We start from the raw sequence: 2,126 nt of genomic DNA, 5'->3' as shown, positions 1-2,126 counted from the left end.
TTTTACGCGCGCAAGGCAACTGATTTATAACGTCCCGCCGGCTTTATGCTGTGGCGGATTTTTTATTACTGATGTTTACAAATATACCGAAAAGTGGAAAGAAAAAATTTCTTTTTAAAGAAGAAATGCAAACACCGACCAATCCAAAAAATCCCAAGCCCCGCCATAGCATAAAACCGCTGTTATGCGTTCGTATTTTATAGACTGTCTAAAAAATTATCCAACTCTTCTTCAATATTATTTGCAGAAGCAGAAGCTACAATATATAAATTCTCCATTACTTTATAATCGCTTTGATCATTACTTATTCTAAACATTGATTGATTTTTATTTTCAATATTTATGAATTTAAAATAATAATAATGTAATTCTTCATCATCAATCGTATACTTTCCAATTTCAATCGTTGAATTTTTGCTTTTTAGCAAAAGACTTCCCTCGAAGCCTTTTTCCCATTTAGCTATTCCTTCTTCAGTTTTTTGTATAATTTCTTTTATAAATTTTGAATAATTGCTCGGTATCATAATAGTTCTTCTTTAAGGTTATTACTTATGTTATTGAAATTGATATTAAGTTTTAAAAGAAAGTCAATATAATTTTTCTCTAACTCTTTTTTTAATTTACCTGACTGACTTTCTTTCAGTGTTATTTTGGTTATAATATTATTTAGTTTGTCAATATTTCTTCTTTCTTCTGACAAAGTATCTTCAATTATTTCTACTGGAAATAGTCCTTGATAGCTATCTCTAATGGTTTCAAGTTTATAAATAGCAATAGAATATTTGTTATTACTTATATCTTGTAATACTGAAGAAATTAAGTTTATAGAATCTATACTTTCTCTAAAGGTAAATAAGTTTTGAAACTTGTTTTTTATCTCCGTATATAGATTATTGATAACAAAAATTTCTGTTAATGCTATTGATAGCCCTAATAATTCAGAAATTGATGCTATTAATGATATTTTTCCAGACACATCAGTATCTGCGATTGATAATTTTTTAGACAAACAAAAATATATTATAATAGCGAATACAATATATGCAATATACCAATATCTATAATTTTTCATTATTTGTTTTTTATTCTCTCATTTTATGTTAATATGACGCATAACGTCCCGCCGGCTTTATAAAGTGGTGGATTTTTTATTACTGATGTTTACAAATATACCGAAAAGTTTAAAGAGAAAAAGTAAAATTGAAGCAAAGACTTTAAAGCCCGAACCTTTCCAAATAATCACCAAGCCCCACCATTTTATAAAACCGCTGTTATGTGCTGGCTTTATAATCCAATAACATCTTTTCGAACTTCTTTCCGCCATTTACGACCATATTTTTTGTCTAAATAATCAAAAACAGTTTTGTTGTATTGAATTACACATTCTTCACTTGGCGGTGTACAGCCGAAATCATAATATTTTATTTCATATTTTTTTTCGAATTTTCCTTGATTGCTATAAAAAATCGGTGCGATACTACCAATTAGTAATAATCTTGGCTTTTTATTTTGAATATCGATTTCAGCAATTTCTTTATTCACTTCGCAATCTGCATTTATAAGTAGATTGAAATTGGTAATTGATTCATCCTTTAATTCAACGCTAAACTCTTTTGGCTTTATATTAAAATCGATAACTTGAATTTTGTAAATGCCACTTTTCAAATTTTCAAATTTGTAGTTACCGACACTGTCAATATCAACAACTTTACGACTTGGTGTAAGTTCTATTAATGCGTTCTTTGGTGTTGTTAGTTCAAGACCAAATAAAACTTTTAGATTTCCACTAATGCTTAATCCATTCGATTTATCTTGACTATAAATCGAATTAATAAAAAGGAATGATATGAATACTATTTTTCTCATTTTGGAGCGCTTGCACATAACGTCCCGTGGCTTTGCGAAGTTTGGGGATTAGTTAGCCCAAAACTAACGATTTAAGATTAAGTTTACAAATACAAAACCAACATTAAATTAAGCCCTAAAGCCCAAATTTCGCAAAACCACTGTTAGCGGTTCGGGCTTTTATTAGACACTATCCCAAAAAGTGTGTAAGTTTAAAAATAACAGGGTTTGACTTTTTACTTAAAGTTGAACCCTTTTTTCAAATATAGTTAAGAACTGAT

3 protein-coding genes are annotated in these 2,126 nt (G+C 28.8%); all 3 read right to left on the bottom strand.

The features are described 5' to 3' along the window. Positions 1-197: 197 nt before the first annotated feature. Positions 198-524 (bottom strand): hypothetical protein, encoded by a 327-nt coding sequence (locus tag G498_RS0109975; RefSeq protein WP_026981021.1) that lies wholly within the window; start codon positions 522-524, stop codon positions 198-200. Continuing rightward, the gene (locus G498_RS0109970; protein ID WP_026981020.1) at positions 521-1,072 is read right to left on the bottom strand and encodes a hypothetical protein; all 552 of its coding nucleotides are present in this window, start codon (positions 1,070-1,072) and stop codon (positions 521-523) included. The genes G498_RS0109975 and G498_RS0109970 overlap by 4 nt, the downstream gene beginning before the upstream one ends. 212 nt (positions 1,073-1,284) lie before the next feature. Continuing rightward, entirely contained in the window at positions 1,285-1,866 is a 582-nt protein-coding gene (locus G498_RS0109960) for an FEKKY domain-containing protein (protein WP_026981019.1), read from the bottom strand. Between the last annotated feature and the right edge of the window lie 260 nt (positions 1,867-2,126).

The sequence above is a fragment of the Flavobacterium suncheonense GH29-5 = DSM 17707 genome (assembly GCF_000430025.1).
Taxonomy (GTDB): Bacteria; Bacteroidota; Bacteroidia; order Flavobacteriales; family Flavobacteriaceae; genus Flavobacterium; species Flavobacterium suncheonense.
Note: the sequence above shows the minus strand (reverse complement) of the source record. Positions and strands in the feature narration are given on the sequence as shown.

Bases quoted from the DNA above. Each gene is read 5' to 3' on its own strand.
- G498_RS0109975 (WP_026981021.1), bottom strand. From the start codon at position 524: ATGATACCGAGCAATTATTCAAAATTTATAAAAGAAATTATACAAAAA.
- G498_RS0109970 (WP_026981020.1), bottom strand. From the start codon at position 1,072: ATGAAAAATTATAGATATTGGTATATTGCATATATTGTATTCGCTATT.
- G498_RS0109960 (WP_026981019.1), bottom strand. From the start codon at position 1,866: ATGAGAAAAATAGTATTCATATCATTCCTTTTTATTAATTCGATTTAT.